The sequence below is a fragment of the Vibrio sp. 070316B genome (assembly GCF_013114115.1).
In the GTDB taxonomy this organism is placed as follows: domain Bacteria; phylum Pseudomonadota; class Gammaproteobacteria; order Enterobacterales; family Vibrionaceae; genus Vibrio; species Vibrio chagasii_B.
In genome coordinates this window covers 44866-66922 of sequence record NZ_VTYC01000011.1, presented here as the reverse complement: position 1 = coordinate 66922, position 22057 = coordinate 44866, and the positions used below count along the sequence as shown (strand labels likewise).

Annotated in this window: 23 protein-coding genes; 15 read left to right on the top strand and 8 right to left on the bottom strand. The window is 43.6% G+C overall.

Features of this window, described 5'->3' with window-relative positions:
- Positions 1-163: 163 nt before the first annotated feature.
- On the bottom strand, positions 164-1507 hold the full coding sequence (locus F0251_RS10855) for an NCS2 family permease (protein ID WP_116871020.1): 1344 nt from the start codon (positions 1505-1507) through the stop codon (positions 164-166).
- A 510-nt stretch (positions 1508-2017) separates the two neighbouring features.
- Positions 2018-2371: a hydroxyisourate hydrolase gene (gene uraH / locus F0251_RS10850; RefSeq protein ID WP_061033007.1), complete on the bottom strand. Its 354-nt coding sequence runs from the start codon at positions 2369-2371 to the stop codon at positions 2018-2020.
- A 411-nt stretch (positions 2372-2782) separates the two neighbouring features.
- On the opposite strand from uraH, the gene puuE reads away from it, so the two are divergent.
- The 5 genes from puuE (at position 2783) to F0251_RS10825 (ending at position 7258) form a co-directional block, all read left to right on the top strand.
- Positions 2783-3703, top strand: coding sequence for an allantoinase PuuE (gene puuE / locus F0251_RS10845; protein ID WP_004737477.1), 921 nt, complete (start codon positions 2783-2785; stop codon positions 3701-3703).
- Between the two features lie 23 nt (positions 3704-3726).
- The gene (gene uraD, locus F0251_RS10840; RefSeq protein ID WP_171730973.1) at positions 3727-4242 is read left to right on the top strand and encodes a 2-oxo-4-hydroxy-4-carboxy-5-ureidoimidazoline decarboxylase; all 516 of its coding nucleotides are present in this window, start codon (positions 3727-3729) and stop codon (positions 4240-4242) included.
- A 123-nt stretch (positions 4243-4365) separates the two neighbouring features.
- Positions 4366-5352: an allantoicase gene (gene alc / locus F0251_RS10835; protein WP_171730972.1), complete on the top strand. Its 987-nt coding sequence runs from the start codon at positions 4366-4368 to the stop codon at positions 5350-5352.
- 14 nt (positions 5353-5366) lie between these two features.
- On the top strand, positions 5367-5927 hold the full coding sequence (locus F0251_RS10830; RefSeq protein WP_061033011.1) for an ureidoglycolate lyase: 561 nt from the start codon (positions 5367-5369) through the stop codon (positions 5925-5927).
- A gap of 14 nt (positions 5928-5941) precedes the next feature.
- Entirely contained in the window at positions 5942-7258 is a 1317-nt protein-coding gene (locus tag F0251_RS10825) for a urate hydroxylase PuuD (RefSeq protein ID WP_061033012.1), read from the top strand.
- A gap of 201 nt (positions 7259-7459) precedes the next feature.
- Here F0251_RS10825 and F0251_RS10820 read toward each other — a convergent pair whose 3' ends face one another.
- A complete protein-coding gene (locus F0251_RS10820; protein WP_171730971.1) occupies positions 7460-8524 on the bottom strand; it encodes an acyltransferase in 1065 nt (354 codons plus the stop codon).
- A gap of 338 nt (positions 8525-8862) precedes the next feature.
- On the opposite strand from F0251_RS10820, the gene F0251_RS10815 reads away from it, so the two are divergent.
- The 8 genes from F0251_RS10815 to F0251_RS10780 all read left to right on the top strand — a co-directional run bounded on the left by F0251_RS10815 (position 8863) and on the right by F0251_RS10780 (position 14634).
- Positions 8863-9102: a hypothetical protein gene (locus tag F0251_RS10815; RefSeq protein ID WP_105058771.1), complete on the top strand. Its 240-nt coding sequence runs from the start codon at positions 8863-8865 to the stop codon at positions 9100-9102.
- Positions 9103-9133: 31 nt separating this feature from the next.
- Positions 9134-9607 carry a GrpB family protein gene (locus F0251_RS10810; RefSeq protein WP_105058772.1) on the top strand — a complete coding sequence of 158 codons (474 nt, stop codon included), beginning with the start codon at positions 9134-9136 and terminating at the stop codon, positions 9605-9607.
- Positions 9608-9953: 346 nt separating this feature from the next.
- Entirely contained in the window at positions 9954-10457 is a 504-nt protein-coding gene (locus F0251_RS10805; protein ID WP_105058773.1) for an RDD family protein, read from the top strand.
- Positions 10458-10497: 40 nt separating this feature from the next.
- Positions 10498-11733 (top strand): MFS transporter, encoded by a 1236-nt coding sequence (locus F0251_RS10800; RefSeq protein ID WP_171730970.1) that lies wholly within the window; start codon positions 10498-10500, stop codon positions 11731-11733.
- A gap of 48 nt (positions 11734-11781) precedes the next feature.
- Positions 11782-12255 (top strand): GNAT family N-acetyltransferase, encoded by a 474-nt coding sequence (locus F0251_RS10795; RefSeq protein WP_061033017.1) that lies wholly within the window; start codon positions 11782-11784, stop codon positions 12253-12255.
- 155 nt (positions 12256-12410) lie between these two features.
- Positions 12411-13064, top strand: coding sequence for a hypothetical protein (locus tag F0251_RS10790; protein WP_102425831.1), 654 nt, complete (start codon positions 12411-12413; stop codon positions 13062-13064).
- 361 nt (positions 13065-13425) lie between these two features.
- Positions 13426-14178, top strand: a complete 753-nt coding sequence (locus F0251_RS10785) for a hypothetical protein (RefSeq protein WP_171730969.1) — start codon at positions 13426-13428, stop codon at positions 14176-14178.
- A 21-nt stretch (positions 14179-14199) separates the two neighbouring features.
- Positions 14200-14634 carry an META domain-containing protein gene (locus F0251_RS10780; RefSeq protein WP_171730968.1) on the top strand — a complete coding sequence of 145 codons (435 nt, stop codon included), beginning with the start codon at positions 14200-14202 and terminating at the stop codon, positions 14632-14634.
- 153 nt (positions 14635-14787) lie between these two features.
- Here the strand turns inward: F0251_RS10780 and F0251_RS10775 are convergent, their stop codons facing one another.
- From F0251_RS10775 to F0251_RS10760, 4 genes are all read right to left on the bottom strand, one after another.
- The gene (locus F0251_RS10775) at positions 14788-15420 is read right to left on the bottom strand and encodes a DUF3299 domain-containing protein (protein ID WP_171730967.1); all 633 of its coding nucleotides are present in this window, start codon (positions 15418-15420) and stop codon (positions 14788-14790) included.
- A gap of 108 nt (positions 15421-15528) precedes the next feature.
- Positions 15529-16908: an amidohydrolase family protein gene (locus F0251_RS10770; protein ID WP_116871014.1), complete on the bottom strand. Its 1380-nt coding sequence runs from the start codon at positions 16906-16908 to the stop codon at positions 15529-15531.
- Between the two features lie 159 nt (positions 16909-17067).
- Positions 17068-17595 (bottom strand): hypothetical protein, encoded by a 528-nt coding sequence (locus F0251_RS10765; protein ID WP_171730966.1) that lies wholly within the window; start codon positions 17593-17595, stop codon positions 17068-17070.
- A 242-nt stretch (positions 17596-17837) separates the two neighbouring features.
- Positions 17838-18719 (bottom strand): AEC family transporter, encoded by an 882-nt coding sequence (locus F0251_RS10760; protein WP_171730965.1) that lies wholly within the window; start codon positions 18717-18719, stop codon positions 17838-17840.
- A gap of 283 nt (positions 18720-19002) precedes the next feature.
- Between F0251_RS10760 and F0251_RS10755 the strand changes: the two genes are divergently transcribed.
- Positions 19003-19791, top strand: a complete 789-nt coding sequence (locus tag F0251_RS10755) for a hypothetical protein (protein WP_171730964.1) — start codon at positions 19003-19005, stop codon at positions 19789-19791.
- A complete protein-coding gene (locus F0251_RS10750) occupies positions 19791-20621 on the top strand; it encodes a DUF3037 domain-containing protein (RefSeq protein WP_171730963.1) in 831 nt (276 codons plus the stop codon). The genes F0251_RS10755 and F0251_RS10750 overlap by 1 nt, the downstream gene beginning before the upstream one ends.
- 50 nt (positions 20622-20671) lie before the next feature.
- Here the strand turns inward: F0251_RS10750 and guaD are convergent, their stop codons facing one another.
- Positions 20672-22006, bottom strand: coding sequence for a guanine deaminase (gene guaD / locus F0251_RS10745; protein ID WP_171730962.1), 1335 nt, complete (start codon positions 22004-22006; stop codon positions 20672-20674).
- Positions 22007-22057: the final 51 nt, after the last annotated feature.

Genomic DNA, 22057 nt, shown 5'->3' with positions numbered 1-22057 from the left:
AAACTGCGTAGGGTCATAAAAAAGGTGCACTGAATCGGTAGGGTTTCTGCTCTCTCGTCATCAATGCAATTAGCTTTCTTAAAAATCATGTTGTTGCTTGGCTTGCGAACGAGCCAAGCAACGTTGTGAGCAATCAAGAAACAACTGCTCAGGAGCTATAGGGTTAACCGATGAACACTAGCTTGGCGATGAAGATAGCCGCTAGGAAGTACATCGAGATAGACACATCTTTGGTTTTACCTGTCGCCAGTTTAAGCACTGTGTAGGTAATGAAACCCAGTGCGATACCGTTCGCGATAGAGAAGGTCAGTGGCATCATCAGTGCTGTGATTGCAGCAGGTGCGCCGTTAGTGAAGTCTTTCCAATCGACGTGCTGCATACTGCTCATCATCACGAATGCGACGTAAATAAGAGCACCAGACGTTGCGTAAGCGGGGATCATACCGGCTAACGGTGATAGGAAAATTGCCGCTAAGAACAATACACCAACCACTATTGCAGAAAGACCTGTTCGTGCGCCTGCAGCAACACCGGCTGCACTTTCGACATAACTGGTTACTGGCGGACAACCCACACACGCACCTGCCACGCTTGAAATACTGTCGGCTTTCAGTGCTTTGCTCAGGCCTTCAATTTTGCCCGTTTCAGGATTGGTCAGATTTGCACGCTCAGCCACGCCCATTAATGTGCCTGCGGTATCGAACATGTTTACAAAAAGGAAAGCCAAGATAACGCTGATCATCGATACGTTCAGTGCGCCTGCGATATCCATTGCCATAAAGGTAGGAGCTAGGCTTGGTGGTGCAGCGAAGAAGCCATCGTAGTGAACTAGGCCAAGCATCATGCCGACTAGCGTTACACTCAAAATACCGATAAGTACCGCGCCAAATACTTTACGCTCACTTAGAACTGCAATGATCAAGAATGCAATCGCAGCAAGCAGAGCTTCTGGTTTGGTAAAGTCACCCAGTGAAACCAAAGTTGCTGGGTTTTCGACGACGATGCCTGCTGTTTTTAAGCCAATTAGACCTAAGAACAGACCAACACCCGCAGTCATGGAATAGCGTAAGCTCTCAGGAATACTCTCGATGATCCATTGACGGACTTTGTAGAAACTCATCCCGACAAACAAGATACCAGAGATAAACACCGCACCCAGTGCGACTTCCCAGCTATAGCCCATCTCACTCACAACCGTAAAGGAGAAGAACGCATTCAGACCCATGCCCGGTGCTAGGCCAACAGGCCAGTTCGCAAATAAGCCCATTAACAAACAACCGATAGCGGCACCGATACAGGTTGCAACGAATACTGCGCCAGCATCCATACCTGAAGCGGCCATGATTTGGGGGTTAACGAAGATAATGTAAGCCATCGTCGCGAAGGTAGTGACACCGCCGACTAACTCATTTTTCACACTGCTTCCGTGGGCCTTAATTTTAAAGAATTTCTCTAAAATTCCGTTATTCGCATCTTGGTTGAGTATTTCTGTTTTACTCTCACTCATGTCTGCAAGTCCTTTTATGTTGTGATCCATTTATTGAATACAGCGAAATTTCAATATGAAGTTTTAAGGTTTTTCCTAGCGCTAAGTCTCTATTGACGAGTTTCTCGCGACTCATTTTCTAACTGTTAACGTTGTTAGTATTTTTATGTGAGCGTGTTGAGGGTCTGTTGACCTTTCGCGGTTAAATTTTGTTCGAGATAGAATCGTTTTAGGCGCGGCAAGGAGTATGTAGCCTAGTCACTCTAAGTAAATACTTCTTAACAAAGCATAAAACGATTCTAACCGAACCCTTCGGGCTGCCTTTGTGGTTCATTTCTACTGCGTTATCGGCTTCTCATGTAGGCTAGCTACACATCAAAGCCTCTGCTTTGTAGAAATTTTCCACAAAGCGCTGCAAAAATCAGCTCGAAAGGTCAACAGACCCTACTGAGCATGCATCTTTTTAGATGCACGCATGAATCTGTTTATTACTGGTTGATTGAGCCTAGATCGGGATTCTAAGCATCGGGACTAACTGCCCCGATAAGTCGAGAAACTGTATGGCGAGACTAAAAGCGGAACGTGGTAGTGCGCATCGGGATCATCCAAGCCGAAACGAATAACCACATCGTCTAGGAAAGGCACGCCATCTAATTCGACACCTTTGCTTTTGTAGTAATCGGCTACATAGAACACCAATTGATATTTCCCCGGGCGGAAATCATTTCCTGCCAGAATCGGCGCATCGGTACGGCCATCGGAGTTGGTGAGCACGGTCGCCAGCTTTTCTGTTGAGTCTTCGTTTACCTTATAAAGCTCTACCTTGATCTCTGCGCCAGGCAAGCCGTGTGTGGTGTCTAATACGTGTGTTGTTAATCTTCCCATAGTCCTTTAATAGCGCTTTTGGCGCTCCTCTGTTCCGTGGTTTATGTATCCATTTCGACCTTGCAAAAGAGTTCAGCTGGTCACTTTGTTATCACTAACTATGTACGAACTGTACACAATTAGTAAAGCGAATTGTTGGAAAAATGTTAACCATTGTATCTTTTTTTCTGACTTTATAGATCTTTATTATCGTTTTTTGGTGAGGTTGAGTTTTGTTAAGTTGTTGTTTTAAAGTCGGTAAATAGTTCAAATTTAACTTGAATAACAAAATCTTTACATTGAGATAAATAATTGTATACAATAAATGTACAGGGGTAAGGTTGCTCGGTTTTGAAATAACCAATAGCTGAATCATTTCGATGGGTCAGTTGAAGAGCGGCTAAACCAACCACTTATGTTAGGAGTACTTGGATGAATAAGGATTATTCAAGAAATTTGATCGGTTACGGAGCTAATCCTCCCAACCCTCAATGGCCAGGTAATGCGCGCGTCGCGGTTTCTTTTGTATTGAACTATGAAGAGGGCGGTGAGCGTTGTTTGTTACATGGAGACGACGAGTCTGAAGCCTTTCTTTCAGAGATCCCGTCAGCACAGCCGATCAAAGGCGAGCGTCACATCAGCATGGAGTCCATCTATGAGTATGGTAGCCGAGCGGGTGTGTGGCGTGTTCTTCGCTTGTTCGATGAATATGAAATTCCACTGACTGTATTTGCGGTCGCTATGGCAATTGAGCGTCACCCAGACGTAGCTGAAGCCATGGTAGAAGCAGGTCACGAAATCTGTAGCCACGGTTATCGCTGGATAGACTATCAATACATTGATGAGTCAGAAGAGCGCGACCACATGACCAAAGCGATTGAGATCATCCAACAGGTAACGGGTCAACGCCCGCAAGGTTGGTATACCGGTCGCACAGGGCCGAATACTCGTCGTTTAGTTGCAGAAGAAGGTGGCTTCCTTTACGACTCAGATGCCTACGACGATGACCTGCCTTATTGGCACACCGAAACCGGTCATCCACAACTGGTGATCCCTTACACACTTGATGTGAACGATATGCGTTTTTCAACGGCGCAAGGATTCAACTCGGGTGAGCAGTTCTTCCAATATTTAAAAGACACTTTTGACACCCTTTATATGGAAGGCGAAACCGCACCGAAAATGATGTCGGTAGGACTGCATTGTCGTCTTATTGGTCGTCCCGGTCGTATTGCTGCATTGAGACGCTTCTTAGATTACGTAAAACAGCATGACAGCGTGTGGCTATGTCGTCGAATCGATATTGCCAACCACTGGCACAAACATCATCCATACAACGGACAACAAAATTAGAACGAACAGCAAGGAGGCTTAACGTGACTGAATTTCGATCTTGCCAACCAACAACCATGGACCGTGACACTTTTGTCGCGCACTTTGCTGATGTTTACGAGCACAGCCCATGGGTTGCTGAGGCGGTATATGACCAAGGTTTGAATGCCGAAGACGACTACATTGAGAATCTTCATCTAAAAATGGCATCGACCTTGTTGAATGCCGACCAAGGCAAACAGTTGGCTTTGATCAACGCTCACCCAGATTTAGCGGGCAGAGCAGCAGTAAACGGCGAACTCACCGAGTCGTCGACCAAAGAACAAGCGGGGGCGGGCATTGACCAATGCAGCGCCGAAGAATTTGAAAAATTCACTTCTTATAACAACAGCTACAAAAGTCGCTTCAATTTCCCTTTTATCATGGCGGTGAAGGGAGCCAATCGTTACCAAATTCTTGAGTCGTTCGAGATGCGATTAGGAAATGATAGTGAAACTGAGTTTGCTACGGCGATTCAAGAGATCAATAAGATCGCGATGTTTCGTCTCTGGGATATGTAAGTTAACGGAGTTAACAGCTATCTCAGCCCAGTCTTAGTGTGCTAAAGATTTGATTTGTAAAAAGATAAGCCACTAAGTTCTCATTTTATTATTACTTGATTAATTTCATAGGATTACACGGACATGACCCATAAATTTGAACAGTACATAAACCTTGCAGACGAAAAACTCGGCGCAGAAGCTATCTTCGCAACAGACGATTTTTTCGCCGATAAAAGCCGTCTCCTCAGCCACGCAGCACCAGAGTGGAAAGACGACTTATACGACGATAACGGCAAGTGGATGGACGGCTGGGAAAGCAGACGTAAACGCGGCGAAGGTTACGACTACTGTGTCGTTCGCCTTGGCTTAGCTGGCACTATCGCTGGCGTTGATATTGATACCTCATTCTTCACAGGTAACTTCCCACCTTCGGCATCAATCGACGCATGCTATTCACCACAGGGTGAGCCAACAGACTCAACAGAGTGGCAAGAAATTCTACCTTCAATGGCACTACAGGGTGATCATCATCATTTTGAAGACATCGAAAGCGACCAAGTATTTACGCACCTGCGTTTGAACATCTATCCAGACGGTGGTGTTGCACGCCTTCGTGTTTACGGCCGACCAAGCGTTGATTGGGACGCAATAGATTCTCAGCAACAAGTCGACCTAGCAGCCGTTGAGCACGGTGGCCGAGCACTGGCATGTAGTGATGAGCACTACGGTAATAAAGCCAACATCTTAGGCCCAGGCCGCGGTGAAAACATGGGTGATGGCTGGGAAACAGCGCGTCGTCGTACGCCGGGTAATGATTGGGTAATCGTGGCATTAGGCCACCCAGGTAATATCGAACGTATCGTTGTGGATACGGCACACTTCAAAGGTAACTACCCAGACAGCTGCTCAATCCAAGCGGCTTATGTGAAAGGCGGTACCGACGATCAAGTGGAAACACAAAGCCTATTCTGGCGTGAACTCTTGCCAGCACAAAAGCTGCAAGCGCACGAGATTCACGAATTCATTTCTGAGGTAAACGACCTTGGTGCGATTACCCATGTACGTGCAAACATATTCCCAGATGGTGGTATTAGCCGTTTGCGTCTATTTGGTACGAAAGCGAAATAGGTAAGGAAATCAGTATGAGTAATGGAATACGTCGTTTAACTATCGAACCGTTAACTAAGCAAGCTTTTACTGAGTTTGGTGATGTTATCGAGTCTGATAATAGTGATTTCTTCATGATCAACAGTGGCTCAACACGTCGCTACCACAAGCTAGCGACAACGGACGTGCAAGACCAGGGCGGAGAAGCGATCATCAGCATCTTCCAAGCTACGCCGTTGAGCTACCCACTGACCATCAAAATGCTAGAGCGTCATCCACTTGGCTCTCAGGCATTCATTCCATTACTTGGTCAACCCTATTTAATTGTTGTTGCCCCAAAAGGCGGTAACCCATCGTTAGCCAATTGCCGAGCTTTCTTAAGCAACGGCCGTCAAGGAGTGAACTATCACAAAGGGGTGTGGCATCACCCTGTTCTTGCACTCACGGATCAAGACCAGTTCTTGATCGTCGATAGAGGTGGAGAAGGACATAACTGTGATGAAGTTTATTTTGAGAACGACCTGGTGGCATTGCATTTGGAAGATATGCCAACGGAAGACAACAAGGAAGAGCAACGCTTAGCTAAAGCGTTGTGATACAGGAGTTTATTATGGATCCGCATATTACAGAGTGGTTGAATTTAGCGATTCGCTGGATTCACATGATTGTTGGTGTTGCGTGGATAGGCGCATCATTTTACTTTGTTTGGTTAGAGAACAACCTTAACCGAGTTAACCCTAAAACTGGCCTTTCAGGCGACTTATGGGCGATTCACGGCGGTGGTATTTATCACCTAGAGAAGTACAAACTTGCGCCACCAGAAATGCCAGAGCACCTACACTGGTTCAAGTGGGAAGCTTACTTCACATGGATCACAGGCGTGTGTCTACTGGGTGTCGTTTATTACCTCAACGCAGAAATCTACCTGATTGCACCGGGCTCTGGCCTTGATTCAACAACGGCAATCGCGATTGGTATTGGTTCATTCGTTGCCGGCTGGTTTATCTACGACTTACTGTGTGACTCGCCATTAGGAAAAACCCCGGTGTTGCTTGGCGTTGTGCTGTTTGTGCTGCTCGTTGCTGCGACCTATGGCCTAACCCAAGTGTTCAGTGGCCGTGGTGCTTATATCCACGTGGGTGCCATTATCGGTACCATCATGGTGGGTAACGTATTCCGCGTTATCATGCCTGCGCAGCGTAACTTGGTGAAAGCGATTGAAGAGAAACGCGAACCGGATCCGGCACTACCTGCGAAAGGTCTACTGCGCTCTCGTCACAATAACTACATGACACTGCCAGTGCTGTTCATCATGATCAGTAACCACTTCCCAAGCACTTACGGCTCTGAATACAACTGGTTGATCCTTGCTGGCCTGGCAATCTTCAGTATATTGGTACGTCACTACTTCAATACCCGTCATGGCAGTCAGAAGTTCGCATGGACAGTGCCAGTAGCGGCATTGGGTATGATTACTCTCGCGTTTGTTACCTCACCTTACGCGAAAAAACAGATGACCCCGGTAGTGCAAGCACCAGTGGTACAAGAAGTGCAAGTTAGTACGACCGAATCGTCTCCAGAAGAACTTGCTGTGAATAGTACGCCTTCTGCAACGACTGATGCTCAACAAGCTCCAGCACACGCAACGCAACCTGCGAGTGCAGGTGTCAGCTTTGAAACCATCAACAAGGTCATTCAAGAGCGCTGTTCAGTGTGTCACTCTGCAACGCCTAGCCATGCCGCTTTTGCTGCCGCGCCAGCAGGTGTCATGCTTGATACGCCAGAAGAGATCAAAGCTAATGTACCTAGGATCGTTGCTCAAACCGTAACAACTCAGGTGATGCCTCTTGGTAACATGACTCAAATGACCGACGAAGAGCGAGCACTCATCGGCACTTGGGTAGAACAAGGTGCTACGATTCAATAACCGTACTTTTCAATAACAGTACTCAGAATCCTTTACCTAAGAGCATGAGTCTTAGGTGAGGCTTGGGGAGAGTTTGGTCTTACGGGCACGCGCCAAACTCATCCCACCCTGTTTCCCCGGTACCTATAACCGGGGCTTTTTGATTTTGGATATCTGACAGGCGCTTCGAGAAGCTATAGTTGTTGCGAAGGGGATTAGATCTTACACCTTGGATTTACGTCCGTTTACCGTCTCCACCTTCTTACGTCTTGCTGCGAGTTTCTTCCTTAATTTAAGTCCAGGTCGTTCAATCAAGAAGTATGAAATGAGCGCGCATATGAATACGAGAACAATGTTGATAGGCCAAGTGGCATACCACTCACGAGTCCAAGAATTTAAGAAAGGTTCTTGCCACAGATACAGCGAGTAACTTAATACACCTAGCCACACAGCAAGTTTACTATTTAGGATAGTGAAGCTCAGGCCGTGATTAAACTGGCTATAGCGAAGAATCATAAGTGCAGCACAAACGTTGATTAATGTTTGGCCAAGTACGTAGAACCAAGCTGGGCTCAATTTATAGAGTGCGCTGGGAACTAAAATCATCGCCACAGGCACGACTATGAACCACCTAGAACTAAAACAACTGGGGAGTGTGAACCCAGCCTCTTTCATGTAGGCAATAATACAGCCCATGGCTAGTGCATCTGCAATTGCCTGAAACTCTCGGGTCATCGCTGAGGGGGAACTACCGGCTTCAAACCACATCCAATAGCGAATACAGGGGATAAATAAAACCGCTAATAGGAGCAATGACTTAGCGTGTTGTCGTCCCAATGTCGTGAGTAAAAGTGGCCACAGTAGGTAGAATTGCTCTTCGACCGCAAGTGACCAGGTGTGATTGAGCCACCATTCGCGCTCGTGGTGATAATTCATTGTGTAGGTGACAGCGTGGAATAGGTCGCCCGGTAGCAAAGAGATGATGCCAACGTATTCTGCGATTGCGATACAAAGAATGTAGAAATAAAAAGCAGGGAATAAACGGAACATGCGCCGGATGAAGAATTGGGGAAGATTTATCTTATTGGTTAGCTTAAGTTCACTAAACAATAGCGTTGTAATTAGGAACCCTGATATAACAAAAAATACTTTTACGCCGAAGTTACCCAAGCTATTGAGTGGCATAAATATTTGGGGAAAGTTAACTGTACCGCACAAGTGCCCTAAACAGACTAGCAATATAGATGCAGCACGCAACCCATCGAGAGATGGAATTCTATTCTCCATGTGACTTTTCCCCTTTTTGCTCGTTGTTTTTCTCAGAGTGTTTCGGTCATCACAATATGGTTTGCAAAGAGAGTGCCATTTATTATTGAGCTTATCTTGTTGTTATATTGAACTTATATTTTAAATCAATTTTTTACTTTCAAATTGCGAGTCAATTTAAGTGGGTACAATACTTTAGGCTTCATATCCGATTGAACTTTTTACCGCTCTTTCTCAATCGAAGGTCGAATGAAGCCTTCTTTCAATCGCTATTTCGTAGATAATTCCGTATAAGCGACTTGATCTGAACCTATACCCATGGCATTTTTATTCAAAATTGACGTTCGTTAGGAAAGAAAATGGAAGATATAGTACTCACATTCTTTAGGTTCGTTGGTGCGTTCTTTCGCATGCTTTTCCAGTTCTTCATTATGGACATCATATGCTTCGGCGTGGGATGGGTTGTATCTAAGGTGTTCACTTTAGGGCGTTTTCCTTCGTTTACGCCTGACGAAAAAGAGCGGGATCGAGTGTCCAATATCGGGGCTATCATTCTATTGTTGTTTCTTTTGGCAATTGGTGTGTTTAACAGCCTTTAATGTACTAGTGCTAATTGAATAGTGAGGATGCATGCAATTTTACCCAGCAGAACAATACCAAGCTGCTTGCCGTGAGATGTTTGAACGATACGAGCGTGATATCAAGAAGCTACTCCCTACCGCGAGAGTAGAGCATGTAGGTGCATCATCCATTCCGTTAGCTTTATCTAAGGGCGATTTAGATATCTTCGTGGGTGTTGAGCTCAACGAGCTTGAGGATGCCGCAGAGCGACTCACAGCACTCGGCTTCAAAGAGAAGCTCGATACGCTAAGAACAACAGAACTGTGCATGCTGGAATCCATATCCTCTGATGATGTGGCATTGCAACTGGTCGCCAATGGTTCTGAGTTTGAGTGCTTTCTAACGTTTCGCGACAGGCTGAGGGCAAGCGCCGATTTAGTCGAAAAATACAATACACTCAAAATGTCTTGTGAAGGTTGGCCACAAGACAAATATCGTAAAAAGAAGTCAGCTTTTATTGAGTCTGTGTTGGGGCGAGAGTAGACGCGATAGTCTTCATTTTTGGTATCACTACTTAGTGAAAAATGCATTTATACAGCGTGTTAAGTCTCCACCTCTTACTTCCAAGTTTTACCTTCGTAAGCGTCCTTCCAATTTATCATTACATCTCTATCTTTATTTTATGCAATGAAACTCACATAAACTGCATTGAATACCTATTGTGACATTTGTGCATGATATGTTTCATTTGATTTTATAAAGCGGCTTTATTTATTGAAAACAAAGTGTTTTTCATACCTATTTCTACGTTTTTTATCAATAAATGAAGCTTTAGTTATCTGAAATCGCACTCTCTACATCAATAATCAACACTACCTTAGGAAAGGGCATGTCTGAAGTCATAGAAAATACACCCACAGTAGTTCTCGCATCTCGATGGTCTCGCTTTTGGGCGCTTTTTATTGATGGCCTCATTTACGCGGCTGCTATGATTCCAGTTGTTTTGTATACCGACTTGTTCGATCGAGCTGCTTCTAACGGAACGATAGATCTACACGAACAAATCATGGTGTTTGTTTATGGCTGGGTGATGTTTCTCTTGTGTCACGGCTACTTACTGCAAAATAAGGGACAAACGATCGGTAAAAATGTAATGGAAATTGCAATTGTTGATATGGATGGCAAACAACTAGGTTTATTCAACATAGTGATCAAACGAATCTTACCGATGAGTATCTTTGTCTATATTCCTGTTGTTGGTCAGTATATATCGACTCTTGATTACCTGTTTGCTTTACGTAAAGACAGACGCTGTTTGCATGACTTAATTGCAGGCACTCAGGTGGTGAGTGTTGCCGTGCCTAGAAACCTCGATTTCAGCACCATCGAATAAAACACAGTTACCAAAAACTTGATGTTACTTTAAGGATATTATGATCAATCAGCTATTCTCTGCCACTGCAATGTACAGGAACTTACCAAACAATATTTATTATTTAGCTGTGGCTAGAATGATTTTAGGGATGGGTAACTTCATTCTGCCATTCCTTGTCTTACTTTTTACTGACAAGTTGGGATACTCTGCAACGGTAGCTGGCACCTTAGCAATGGCGGGAACGGGCGGATACCTCTTCGGGAGCTTTTTAGGTGGGAGGCTATCGGATAGGTTGGGACATAAAGGAATCATGGTTTTTGGTGAGTTTACGTCTGCAGTCTTGTTGATTGTTTGTGGTTTTTTCGCTGATGATCCTGTCATCGTACCTACGCTGTTGTTGTCGGCCTATTTCTTTGGTGGTTTAGCTCTGCCCGCGAGCAATGCTTTAGTTGCTGATCTTTCCACACCTAAAAATCGTGATGCAGTTATTTCGCTCAGTTATTTAGCGTACAATTTTGGTTCAGCTCTCGGTCCTATCATGGCTGGTTACCTGTTTTGGAATCATACCGAGTGGATATTCTTTGGTAACGGATTGGCTGCTCTTTGCTGTGTTGTTATTGTTGCTACGTTTGTGAAAGTGCAACCTGGATTAGAATCGGACAACGATAGCGAGCTTGAACAGCCGGTCTCAGGCTCTGTTTGGTCCGTTCTACGATCAAGGCCAAGGCTTTTACTATTCACTTTTCTATGCGGATTGCTGTGGTACTCATTGAATCAAATGACAATGGCTAGCCCACTGTACTTGAGCCACGTGTTCGGAGAGCAAGGTCCTGTCATTTTTGGGCAACTAATGACTTACGCTTGTGTTTTAGTGGTGCTGATCACACCCATTTTAATGAGGTTAACCTCAAAGAAACTAGAGACAGTTAGCCTTGCTTATGCTGGTTTGATGTTTGCATTTGGTTACATGCTGGTGATGTTATATCCAACCATTCCTGTTCATTTCTTTGCTTGGTTATTTCTTTCTGCAGGCGAGGTTCTCCTTTTAACAAAAGAAGGGGTATACCTAGCAAACAACTCACCGTCGAGCCATCGCGGGCGTATTCAAGGTGTGTTGATTACATTAAGAATGCTTTTTGTTATGCCGAGCTTTGTTGTCATTGGCTATTTTATTGATGATTATGGTTACACCTTTACTTGGCTAAGTGTGGTTTTAACTTCCCTTGCTAGTGCGGTTGGCTTCTATTTTATGTCAGCTAAAGCGCAACGTTCTCCTACATTAGCTATCGACTAGTTTTTTATCAGTTAGCAAACACTATCTATTAATTTTTGGAGGTTAATTATGATTAATATAAGGAAAGCAGCTATATCTGATGCCAAGGATATTTTTGATATTCGCAGTCGTGCCATCCTTGACCAGTGTTCCGCTTATTACTCGGAAGAACAGCTTTCACTATGGACGCCGGGCGAGATGTCAGAGGCATTTATTGCTGACGTGGGAGCAACCTTTTACGTTTCCGAAGTGGATGGCCAAGTGATTGGTAGCGGTAAGATCAATACCCAAACGGGTATGGTTGATGCGATTTTCGTAGACCCTGATTTTTACGGTAAAGGTGCAGCTAAAATGATGTTGCAATTCTTAGAGGGGCTAGCGAATCAACACAACTTGCCTCTAATGAAACTAGAATCGACTCTGAATGCAGCAGCGTTTTATCGTTCGTGTGGCTTTATTGGTGATGAGCTTTCCACTTATCATTCTCCTAGAGGTATCAGCCTCGACTGTATCCCGATGGAAAAGCATTTAATTAAAAGCTAAAGCTTGATTCCTCAGATATGCTGCTAATGCCTGATATGTTCAAATAAACAGCACTAACTCCAATTCTCTGTGCTGTTTTTACTTTCCTCTTACACTCTTTTCTAATATCACTCTTAGTATCAAATCACTCCTTGTTTAACAGCAAGTAACTCATTATGAAGAACTTCTTTGATAGCGAACTCATGCTCTCTAGCTCTTTGAATTTCGTTTTGCTATCACTGGGGCTAACGCTCCTTTTACACCTTCCTCTTTGGTGTGGGTTCAACTTGAGCCGACGAAAATGGAAACGGATGGACTATTTGTGGCCGCTACTGGCGGGTATTGGAATGCTCGGTGCTGTGTCTGAAATTCGTGCCAAAGTCGCAGGTGATTGGGTCGAGACAGAACAAACCAGAGCGGTGGCGATTTTGGAGTCGGTACAGCAGTTTTCTTTGGATAAGTTAAGAAGTGATGTCTGCAATGGACAACCATCATTAGACAATTATGGGCAGCACCATGAAGCGTGTTTGTGGTATTTGAACACCGCGATGACGTTTAAAGATGTGGATTTCACTCTATTGCCAAATGCGGCTGATTTTACGGTTCCTGCGCCTAGTGTTTCATTAGTAGAAAGTGATGCTGTGTGGGTGAGTGGTATGCTGAACCAGTATGAAAAACAGAAAAACCAGTATATTAAGACCAGAGAGGCACAGGTGAAGCAGCCACTAGAAAGTCTCTTTTGGTATGTAAGCCCCTATTTAGTTTGCTTTGCGATAGCCCTGCGCCTTACTAAGGTGACGGCGGAGCTTAAACTAGACAAGCTTGGGTAAACTACCGTTTAGATTCAGTGGGTATGGCTTTCTTTGACGAGGAAGCCTCTCGTTTTCTTTTCCGTGTTAGTCATTTTATTATTTGATAAATAACCATACGTAACTCAGTTTAAATTATTATGTGGCTAATATTACCGTCCCCTAATTTATAGACTTTTGTGTTCATTGGTTTTTTTCTTACTGAACTTGTTAAATGTTATATTTCTAGTTCTAAAGTATGATAGTTATATTATTATAAACCGTAAAAAAGTATGCGCCCCAACTTGATTCTAATATATTATTTTATCATGTGTTGTTTTGTTTGTTTTTTATACATAATATTCTGCCAGCTAAAATACTTATTAAATATTAAGGTCAGTATATGCTGGAGAAAATTAAAATTACATTTCTATTATTAACCTTGCTGTTTTCTAACTCGGTGCTAAGTTCAACGCTATTTATCAAGAATAGCTTGGACATGTCTGGAGAAAGTGGCAGCGAAGAGATGAAAGCCTTTTATTCAATTAATAAAGGTGCTTGGATTGATATTGAACAGCTTGATATGAATGACCCGAGCTCCCTGTCTAATCTCATTGGTTACACTGATGGTGATAGGTTAAGAATCAAAGTTATCACACCAACTAAGCGATTTGTTAGTCAAGGTATGTCGATACCTTACTTCCGTAACTCTCAACCTCATATGTTTGAAATTAAAGGCACGACATTGCCGGAAGAAGTGCATATTCAAATAGATGGTGTATTAGGGCGAGGAACGATCAAGCGTGCTTTTACTACCGATTCTGGCTGGCAATATCGTGTCACGACCTGTGGCGGTGCAGGTATTGTGATTGCCTGTGCTGTTGGTGATTATGGTGAGCTAGTGATGCGCTTCGCTGGTATTACAACAATCCCTGTTTTCTCTGGTTCATCTTATATTGATGAGCGATTCTTCGATAAGCTTGAGAAGGGAGAACAGATCGAATTACTCGATAATAAGGGGCACTACTTCAGCGGCTTGTTTTACCATGAGGTGAAAATTTGGGACCGAGAAGCTGGCGAGATTTTTGACCTTAAAGCTGGCGGACTAGGGCTAGGAATGGGTGAAGCAGTCTCAATTAAATTCACGCGTTGGTAATTATAAGTAATGGAAAGAATAATGAAAAAAGTAATTTTATCGCTTGGTGTGTTGTTATTTTCTGGAGTGTTAGGAACAGTCGTTCAAGCGCAAGAAATAGAAACATCTCGTGAGTTATCGTCCATGCATCAGGCTGTTATGGGGCCTTGGAATCTTATTCGTGTTAATGGTGAGCAACCGACGCACCAAGCATCAATACAAATAGCACGAGACAATATTTATGGTCGTACGGGCTGTAACCACTTCGTTACCCAAGTGACGACATTTGAACAAGGCTATTTGGCGTTCACACCAATTGCCAGCACAAGAATGGGCTGTAGTGGAACTCAAGCGATTCAAGAGAATCTGATTTTTGATACGTTCGAAGAGAGCGTTACTGTGGCTTACGACGATGCGGGTGAACAGTTGACGATCATCGGACATGACAATACGTTGGTCTTCGAACCATCAAGCTAGTTTGGATTGTGTCTAATTTGGCGGAGAACCACAGTGTGGTTTGGAATTGATTGGATGTTAAAAAGAGCCTCGATGAGGCTCTTTTGTTGTAGGTTATGAGTTGTCGGTCAAACCAAAGCTCGCATTGGCACTTCGTGGTTTACGCCGTTTTAGTTAGTGGTAATTCACAACCAACGAAGCATTCATATCGTACCCCATGGTCACATCGGTATCGCCATCGACAAGATACACATTGTCTGTGGTCAGTTTTGATGAAATCACACCTTCGACCCAAACTGGATACTGAACGGTTTCTACTTTGTAGCCTTCAGGGTAAGAGACTCTGACAATTTGGTTCGCTGGTGGTGGTGGCATGTGTATACACGCTCCAGCAGTAGGAACTAACAAGAATTCGGTAGCAACGAGGGGCGCTGAGAAAGCAATTGGAACCAGGAATCCAGGTATACGCACCTTCTTACCGTCAAAGTCTTGAGTCACGGTTTCTGATGCTCGCTGTTGATTCGCGATGTACTCTGAACGCAGTTTCAGTAATTCATCGGCGTCTAGCCCTTCCGATTTCAATGTTTCTTTGAGGGTGACTAACTCATCATTAGTCTTTGGATCGTTGTACTGGCTTAAGGTGAATATTTTTTGAAGTGTCAGTTTTTGTTGATAGCTGATCTCAGGCAACACGATTTGGTTCTGTGCATGTACTGGTCTCAGGTCTTTCCAATCGAGTTCTGTTGGTTCACTTGCTAGGCTACCAAACGAAACTATGGATACAAATAGGGTGATAAATCTATTCAATGTTTGGCTCGCTATTGGTTGGTGTTAGGTCGTTTCAAGTGATTCATCGGCCGGTAAAAGCCGATGAACCATGCTCTATCTATGAGCTATGACTTTGAAACTTGATGTCTAAAGTGTGTTTTTGTAGACAACGCCATCTTTCATAATGAGCTTAATGCTTTCTGGTGAGTCTGGTCGCTTATCGGCACCAAACCATTGGTCACCGGTACCTACCACAGAAAAGTCTTCGAATGGGTTACCATCAAGCAGCAGAATATCTGCGTATGCGCCTTTCTCAATCACACCCAGTTTCGCATCCGGATATGGGTTCATGAAGTCACCTGATAGTGTGGCAATTTCACCACCGACAGACGTAAGAGTTTTCAATGATTCGTAAGGACCAAAGAAGTCGTTGTTTAGCTTTTTCTCGTAAGCGATTTGAATGTTACAAGCATCAACAGAGCCTACACAGTCAGTTTGGAAGCCACGAGGTGCTGGACACTTCTTCATATTCGGGATGTAGTCTTTAAACGCTGCAGAAGCCGATTTGGCTTTGGCTAAACTTGATGCAACGTTTTTAACTGCAGGAATCTCAAGAAGGTTAGGGTCGAACGCGGTAAGGTTAGTGGTGATGTACGCTCCTTTTTCTTCCATGAGCTCCGAAATCTCACAGTCGAACATAAAGCCGTGCTCGATCGATTTAACGCCTGCGTTTAGTGCACCAATGATCGCCTCTTTACGATAGGAGTGCGCCATTACGTAGCTGCCGTAAGTATCGGCTACCTCAACCGCTGCACCGACTTCTTCTGGTGAACCTGCCAGTAATTGCCACGGGTCAAAGGCAGATACCACACCACCGGATTGCATGTATTTCAACTGAGTTGCACCCATGCGGAAGTTGTTACGAGCGTACTTCTTCACTTCGGCAACGCTATCGACTTCTTGTGCCATATTCAAACGGCTAAAGTTGGTTTCTTCACCGACAGGAGCGGTGTAGTTAGCAAAGTCAGCGTGTCCGCCGCGAGTACTTAAAAATGCACCGGATGGGTAATAACGAGGACCAATAATTTGCCCTGCATCGATGGCTCTTCTTAGGCCGCCGTTGGCACCACCGGCGTCACGAACTGTGGTGAAACCTTGCATCAGGTACATCTCCGCCATACGCGTTCCGTGTATGGCGAAATCTTCCCATGTGGTGTTCGATTCCATCGTTGGCAAGCTTGGGCCCATTAGCATCAAGTGCGCATGGTTTTCGATAAAGCCTGGGGTTAAGGTTTTGCCTGTACCGTCTATTACAACGGCATCGTCGCGAACATCAATTGCCTTCGCTGAAATGGAGGTAATGATGTTGCCTTCGACCAGTACAAAATGGTCTTCGTACAACTTGTTTTCAGTGCCGTTGAAGACATCGACATTTTGAAATAACGTTTGTGGTAGTTGAGCCTCTTGTTCGGCATAGGCAAACGACGCTACCAATGCGAGTGAAGAGGCAAGCAAAGTCTTCTTCATTTTTTATATCCTTATAATTAACGTAGAACGGTACTTATTGAATTTAAGCCACTGTTAAATATAGGATGTGTATTGGGATTTTGCTGTGATAAATATGTTGATTACGAGATGTGTCATCAAATGGTCACTTTGCTTTTAAGAACCCTTGCTTACAGCTACTTAATTAAAGTTGTATCTAACACCAAGTTGTAATTGAGGCCCATAAATCCCGTTACTCTTAGAAGATATCGAGAATGCGGCTTTATCCGTTGCATGGAATCTCGCGCCAAACGTAAAGATCGAATGCTCTCCATTTGCACCTACCATGACATTTGCCTCTACTCGTTGGGTAATCCAGGCTCGAAGCCCAGCGTTGAATTCAATAAAGGTTTTGCTTTTCCCTGGAGCGTAAGATCCTTTGTTGTAGTGAAGCAATAGTTGAGTATTGAGATCGATGGCTTGGTTGATAGGCCCGTAAACTTGAGGCCCGATATAAACGTCATAGTTGTCTTCATCGAGATCGGCATTTGAGCTTACCCCACCCAGAAGCGCAAGGCTGTCATTGATATCTCTCCCCCCTTCCAAACTAATACCATTTGGCTTTGTTTGAATCCCAAGCTCTACAAAATCGGTAGTGAAATTTGCAGCAGACAATGCTTGGTGAGAGAAGGTACATAGCAGTAGAGGTATTAAATTTTTAATTTTCATATGACTTATAAAGACTAAGAGCAGTGGAGTGATGCGTAGATATATTGTTATCTCAGGAAGATGAAGTTCGATGGGAATAAAGTCAAAGTAAGAATATTTTTTCGTTGCACACTTTCGCTGCTTTGTTCAGGGGAGTAAGGCCTTGAATGGAAAACTGAACGGTAGAGTTCGATTTTTGTCATCCACTTTTAGAGAGGCGTGCTCCCACTTTTTTGCTTTGATCGTAAGATAAATCCTGGATTTCAACTTGATATCGATAGGGCAAAAGACAGTAATATTGGCAGCGTTACCACACTTAAGAAGTTGCCGAATAGCACCATAGAGGCGACCTTGGGTGGCTCTACGTTGAACCTTTCTGCAAACAGGTAATTCATTACTGCAGGTGGCAGCATGGTGAACAGCACCATCATCTGCAAGTGTAGAGTGGGTAGAGGAATGAAGATGTAGATGATCGTAAAAGCGATGGCGCCAGTGAACAGAGATTGCGCTGTACATAACAAGCCGACTTTCAGACCGCTCAGCCGCAAGTTGACCATTTGTGAGCCCAGTGATAACAGCATGATAGGAACAGCAGCTTGCCCAAGCAGCGATGTGGCTTCGTAGATTGGATTCCACACTGCAATGCCGGACAAATTTAGTGTCATTGCTAATAAAGCAGCCAAGAATATTGGCATCTTGAAGATCTGCTTAATCGGGTTACCTTCGCTTAATAACGCTAAGCCTACACTGATATGAACACACGCCGATACCACAAACAGCAGTACCGCTGGGGCTAATGCACTTTCACCAAAGGTATAGGTGAATAGGGGAATCGCCAGGTTGCCACTATTGCGGAACATGTGCGGCGGAGCCCAAGCTTTGAAATTGAGCTTAAAGAGCTTACAGATCGGAACCATCAATAGTGCGGGCACTAACACCGCAACCAAAGAGGCAGAAATCAGCGGCAGTTGTTCGGTGTCGAGTGGCATGGTAGTCAGCGATGCAAACACCAAAGCAGGAATGCAGACATCCATGTTAATGCGATTGATTGGCTTGAAATCGGGCTTAAGCCAACGACCAACTGCAAAGCCAGCACTAGCGAGTGCAAAAACGGGAAACAGAATGCTAAAGACCTGTTCGAACATAGAATTCCTTTCTAAGCGTGTGTTATTTTAAACGGACAATATTTGGTCTACCACCGTCTAACGTACCAACATAACTTGGCTGCGTCATGGGTGTTGAGCACACCACGAGTAATAATTTGTATTTCTTTGAATTAAACAGAGGAAAAGCAGGGGGGATTTGTTAGTGCAGTTTCAATCTACCGTATAAACTACAGCCTTAAGGATATGTATATTTATTTTGTTGCTCACAAGCTCTTTATAGTAAGATGCACCGAGAAATTCCATTTAAATTAGTAGTTTATAAATGTCAGTGTTAGAGGCTATACAAAATCAAACGTTTTCCTACCAGCAATCGATCGTACCTTTAGAGGCTATAGAGATACACGAACTATCGGGTGACTTGGTTACATCTTGCAACTTGAGGCGAATCGTAAGTGCAGATAATCACCGTGATTACGCTGTTAAAGAAGTTATCAACAGTCAAAAAGGCTACATACCGGCATGTGAGTTGTTTTGCTATGAACTTGCGAGAGCTATAAAAGTTAATGTACCCGAGTACCAAATTATTCGTATGAAAGATGGATCTTATGCTTTTGGCTCTGAATGGGACGCCAACGCTGGTTATCTAGAAAATATGACTGATTTCCTACGAATACTATCGGGTAAAGATGCAATTAAAAACGGAGCTGAATTCTTTAGCAAAGTGTATGCCTTAGATATTTTTGTCAATAATATTGATAGACATCGTGGGAACTTCTTTGTGCGTAAGGTATTCAGTGGCAAGATAGGTGTAGCGTATGACTTTGATAAGTCTTGGTATGAGACCGGTTACGATTGCTTTGATGCTCTTCAGGGGGGAACTAATACGCAAGAAACTAAGTGGAATATCCATGATAAAAGGTTACTAAAAAAAGGAATAGTTGTCGCAACGCTTGAAGAAATTAAAAATATCAAAGTTGATACTATTCGGTCTATTTTGCATATGATGCCTGAAGAATGGATGCTTGATGGAAACAAAGCTACATTCCTAAGTTGGTGGGGAAGTGAGAGTTTCTTTGCAAGAGTAGAAAAGCTTAAGCTGGAGGGGATTTAATGGATTGGTATGATTTTTCAATTATAAAGTATATTCCAAACCTCAAAAGGGGAGAGGTCATTAATATTGGTCTGGTTGTTAATGGCCCTAATGGATGGGATATTCGTCTTCTAGATAGTTACGCGAAGATTAGGATGCTGGATGGAGAGTCTAATCAGAACTCTCTAAATCGCCTGTCTAATAGTCTCAATGACCTGTTTATCTCTGATCAAAGCAATGCTATTGAAATTATTAACGAGAGTATGATCGGGATAAATATCAGTACATCTTCAACTTTTCAGCTAAGACCATATGAAACATATAATCAAAAAATTCAACAGCTTTATGATGATTTAATTAAACCATTCTCTGCGCTAGAGCCTCGAAAAAAGAGAGCATCTTGTAGATTAGTTTCTGATATTAAGAGAAGGCTAAATCGACAGAGTTTGATCTCAAATAATGCTGATGATCTATACCATCACAAGGTTATACCTTCTTTTGTATTAAATGAAAAGTCAGGAATAACTGCTGATTTTATGCTCAAAAATGGTCGCTATCATATGAGTAGTGTTGTCGACTTTAATGTGTCAGATACAGCGAACAAGTTTAAGGAAACTGCTCTTAAAGTATTAAGTTTCCATGAAGGTGAGAAAAATATATCTGATAATATTCAAAAATATTTTGTTTACGCAGCAGATATTAATACAGAATCTCAAATATCAGGTCACCTAGCTTTGGTTGACGGTAACTGTCATAGGATGTTTAACATGAATAGTGATGAAGATTCTAGCTCTTATTACGACCTGATGTTGCAGTTAACGAATCACGATAGTTTGAATCTTCGTCAATAAACAAAAGCGCTCTAACATGATTAGAGCGCTTATTTATTTTTTAGTTACGTCTAGCTAACGAGTTTTTTGTAATCTTTGAAATTCACGTCGTAGGCTTTCTCACCGTAGATGTAAGTCTCGCTGACAGTTCTGTCGTCACCCAAGCTCATCAGTACAAACAGTTTTTCTTCAAGCTTGGTCGCTTGTTCCATTCTAAAGCGCATCAGTTGGGTCGCGTGTAAGTCGAGTATCACGAAATCCGCTTCTTTGCCTACTTCTAAGTTACCGATTTTATCTTCTAAATGCAGAGAACGTGCGCCACCTAAAGTTGCTAAGAATAGCGACTTAGCTGGGTGCAATTTCTTATGTTGAAGCTGCATGATCTTATAGGCTTCACTCATGGTCTGCAGAATAGAGAAGCTAGTACCTGCGCCCACATCGGTACCCATACCAACACGAATACCGTGCTCTTCCATTTTTGGTAGCTTGAATAAGCCAGAGCCTAAAAACAGGTTGGAAGTAGGGCAGAAGGCGATTGCAGAATCGGTATCCGCTAGGCGTTTGCATTCGCAGTCTGATAGGTGAATACCGTGTGCGAATACAGATCGTTTATGCAGCAAACCATAGTGGTCATACACATCTAAATAGCTGTCGCGTTCTGGGAACAATTCTAGAACCCAGTCGATCTCTTTCTTGTTTTCAGAAAGGTGGGTGTGCATGTATACGTCTGGATACTCTTCGAGTAATTTCCCAACCGTCGCCAACTGTTCTGGCGTACTGGTTGGTGCAAAACGTGGTGTTACTGCGTAGTGTAGGCGACCTCGGTTATGCCATTTCTCGATGAGTTCTTTTGAATCTTCATAGCCAGATTCTGGAGTGTCGGTGAGGTAATCGGGTGCATTGCGATCCATTAAAACCTTACCTGCGATCATACGTAGGTTACGTTTCTCAGCTTCTTCAAAGAACACGTTCACTGACTCTTTGTGTACGGTGCCGAATACAAGAGCTGTTGTGGTACCGTTGCTCGCCAGTTCGTCTAGAAATAGCTTTGCCACTTTGTGTGCGTAGACTGGGTTTTTGAAACGTTTTTCTTCTGGGAAGGTGTAGTTCTCTAACCAATCAAGAAGCTGCTCACCGTAAGACGCGATCATCCCCGTTTGAGGGTAGTGGATGTGCGTATCAATAAAACCAGAGGTGATCAATTTGTCTTTGTATTCTTTTACTTCGAGTGTTTTAGGTTGACGCGCCAATACGTCATCGGCATGGCCTAAGTCGACGATGTGGCCGTTTTCAACCACTAAAACACCGTCTTCAAAATAGTCGTAAGACTCATCGATACCGACGTCTTTTGGGTCGGCTACGCTGTGTAAAATACTGGCGCGATAAGCTTTGCGTTGCGTTGTCATGTTTACTTCCTTTTAATGACTTCAGTAACGTTATGGCTACCGAAGCTTTGC

Bases quoted from the DNA above. Each gene is read 5' to 3' on its own strand.
- F0251_RS10770 (WP_116871014.1), bottom strand. From the start codon at position 16,908: ATGAAGAAGACTTTGCTTGCCTCTTCACTCGCATTGGTAGCGTCGTTT.
- F0251_RS10830 (WP_061033011.1), top strand. From the start codon at position 5,367: ATGAGTAATGGAATACGTCGTTTAACTATCGAACCGTTAACTAAGCAA.
- uraH (WP_061033007.1), bottom strand. From the start codon at position 2,371: ATGGGAAGATTAACAACACACGTATTAGACACCACACACGGCTTGCCT.
- F0251_RS10855 (WP_116871020.1), bottom strand. From the start codon at position 1,507: ATGAGTGAGAGTAAAACAGAAATACTCAACCAAGATGCGAATAACGGA.
- F0251_RS10815 (WP_105058771.1), top strand. From the start codon at position 8,863: ATGGAAGATATAGTACTCACATTCTTTAGGTTCGTTGGTGCGTTCTTT.
- F0251_RS10765 (WP_171730966.1), bottom strand. From the start codon at position 17,595: ATGAAAATTAAAAATTTAATACCTCTACTGCTATGTACCTTCTCTCAC.
- F0251_RS10760 (WP_171730965.1), bottom strand. From the start codon at position 18,719: ATGTTCGAACAGGTCTTTAGCATTCTGTTTCCCGTTTTTGCACTCGCT.
- guaD (WP_171730962.1), bottom strand. From the start codon at position 22,006: ATGACAACGCAACGCAAAGCTTATCGCGCCAGTATTTTACACAGCGTA.
- F0251_RS10750 (WP_171730963.1), top strand. From the start codon at position 19,791: ATGGATTGGTATGATTTTTCAATTATAAAGTATATTCCAAACCTCAAA.
- puuE (WP_004737477.1), top strand. From the start codon at position 2,783: ATGAATAAGGATTATTCAAGAAATTTGATCGGTTACGGAGCTAATCCT.
- F0251_RS10810 (WP_105058772.1), top strand. From the start codon at position 9,134: ATGCAATTTTACCCAGCAGAACAATACCAAGCTGCTTGCCGTGAGATG.
- F0251_RS10790 (WP_102425831.1), top strand. From the start codon at position 12,411: ATGAAGAACTTCTTTGATAGCGAACTCATGCTCTCTAGCTCTTTGAAT.
- F0251_RS10780 (WP_171730968.1), top strand. From the start codon at position 14,200: ATGAAAAAAGTAATTTTATCGCTTGGTGTGTTGTTATTTTCTGGAGTG.
- F0251_RS10825 (WP_061033012.1), top strand. From the start codon at position 5,942: ATGGATCCGCATATTACAGAGTGGTTGAATTTAGCGATTCGCTGGATT.
- F0251_RS10795 (WP_061033017.1), top strand. From the start codon at position 11,782: ATGATTAATATAAGGAAAGCAGCTATATCTGATGCCAAGGATATTTTT.
- F0251_RS10800 (WP_171730970.1), top strand. From the start codon at position 10,498: ATGATCAATCAGCTATTCTCTGCCACTGCAATGTACAGGAACTTACCA.
- F0251_RS10820 (WP_171730971.1), bottom strand. From the start codon at position 8,524: ATGGAGAATAGAATTCCATCTCTCGATGGGTTGCGTGCTGCATCTATA.
- alc (WP_171730972.1), top strand. From the start codon at position 4,366: ATGACCCATAAATTTGAACAGTACATAAACCTTGCAGACGAAAAACTC.
- F0251_RS10755 (WP_171730964.1), top strand. From the start codon at position 19,003: ATGTCAGTGTTAGAGGCTATACAAAATCAAACGTTTTCCTACCAGCAA.
- F0251_RS10785 (WP_171730969.1), top strand. From the start codon at position 13,426: ATGCTGGAGAAAATTAAAATTACATTTCTATTATTAACCTTGCTGTTT.
- F0251_RS10805 (WP_105058773.1), top strand. From the start codon at position 9,954: ATGTCTGAAGTCATAGAAAATACACCCACAGTAGTTCTCGCATCTCGA.